2 protein-coding genes are annotated in these 1614 nt (G+C 41.3%); both read right to left on the bottom strand.

Going from position 1 to position 1614, the window contains the following annotated elements:
• Window positions 1-261: 261 nt before the first annotated feature.
• Window positions 262-1125 carry an IS3 family transposase gene (locus ACTQ48_RS11125; RefSeq protein WP_441570963.1) on the bottom strand — a complete coding sequence of 288 codons (864 nt, stop codon included), beginning with the start codon at window positions 1123-1125 and terminating at the stop codon, window positions 262-264.
• A 32-nt stretch (window positions 1126-1157) separates the two neighbouring features.
• Window positions 1158-1526, bottom strand: coding sequence for a hypothetical protein (locus ACTQ48_RS11120; RefSeq protein WP_441570961.1), 369 nt, complete (start codon window positions 1524-1526; stop codon window positions 1158-1160).
• Window positions 1527-1614: the final 88 nt, after the last annotated feature.

Below are 1614 nucleotides of genomic sequence, written 5' to 3'. Positions count from 1 at the left end.
CTATTCTCGAAGTCGGCTCCCTGTATCGTCCTGAAATTTGTTTACATTTACTGATTAATATTTCTGTTATTTTTTACAATTATTTTATCTTTGCATTTATCATATCGAAGCGGAGGCAGGCTCTGCTGAGGAGCAACCTGTCAAGGAATAGGTATGGTTAGCGAAAAGTACACCGTAACTTTTGGGGTAGCCGAATCTCGGCTATCTTTTTTTACGGTAACTAAGAGTTATCAATGCCTTAAAAAACCTTTTTTAAACTGTTTACACTACCCGCTGGTTTTTGTAATACGTTTTCCAGCGCCTTTTCAATCTACCAGATTGTTCGTGAGCTTCTTGCGGGGTCTTCATATCGATGCTGCTGTGCGGACGACAACAGTTGTAGATTTGAATAATCCGCTCAATTTCTTTGATCGCTTGCTCGGCTGATGCCAGTTTAATCTGATTTAACCACTCTTCTTTTAATATGCCGTTAACACGTTCTGCAATGGCATTTTCGCGAGGATCGCCATCCTCGGTCATACTGATTGCCACTTTGCTTTTACAGAGTTTCTTCACGTAATCGCCACAACAATACTGCACACCCCGATCGGAGTGATGGATTAATCCCGATATGTGTTTGGGCAATTGCTTTAATGCCATATCCAGGGCACTGAGCGTATAAATTCCCTCCAAGCTCGTTCCAACCCACCAGCCGATGATTTTGCGTGAGTAACCGTCTGTAATCAAACTCAAGTATATAAATCCTTGGCTTGTCTCCACATATGTAATGTCGCTTACCCATAATTGGTTGGGACAATCCGGTATAAACTCCTTGATCAGGTTCGGATACTTGTGAAGCCAGTGGTTGCTGTAGGTGGTTTTCACGCGTTTGCGTTTTTTGCCTACAAGCAAGTTGTGCTTACGTAAAAAATCAAAGAACTTGTCTCTGCCTAATTTTAACTCCGGTGGCAGACGCGGATTTAGCAGAACCAGTAACTTGCGCCCGCCTAACCGAGGCATTAATTGGCGTTCCCGCTCAATAAGTTGAAGAAGAATTTCCTCTTTAATTTCTTCCTTGTAATTGTAATTTCTGCGCTGATAGTAGGCTTGCCTATTTTTGCCAAACAGACCGCAAAGGGTATCCATATCCGGGTCAGGATAAACTTTACGCAGCTCTCTTACCGTTTGGCTCCAGACTTTTTTCGGATGTCCACCTGCAAGTCTCTTTCTGCTACATCAATCAGCGTATTTAATGCCAAAGACTTCAGCCTTTCTTCTTTAAGTTCATCTTCTAACTTGCGGATTTTACGCTCTAAATCACGCTCGCGGGGGCTTGCAGTTTGTTCTTTACTCATCGCTCCTGTTATTACCTGTTGCTCAGAACTCGGTTTTGAAACCCCAAATTTACGCATCCAACGGGAAATATTGTTATTTCCCCCAAAATTATATTTCTTTTTTAACTCTGATTGACTGATATCCGTACTTAAATACTCTTTTACGATTTGAAGTGCCAATTCGTCCGAAATTTTATTTACAGTTCTTTTCATTGTCCTAAATTATGTTTACTTATTTTGTAAACCTATTTCAGGACAAGACACCCCCCAAAACTTTATTCCTTTTCTCTTCTCTCATCGC

The sequence above is a fragment of the Collinsella sp. Sow4_E3 genome, from assembly GCF_052116285.1.
Lineage (GTDB): Bacteria > Actinomycetota > Coriobacteriia > Coriobacteriales > Coriobacteriaceae > Collinsella.
Note: the sequence above shows the minus strand (reverse complement) of the source record. Positions and strands in the feature narration are given on the sequence as shown.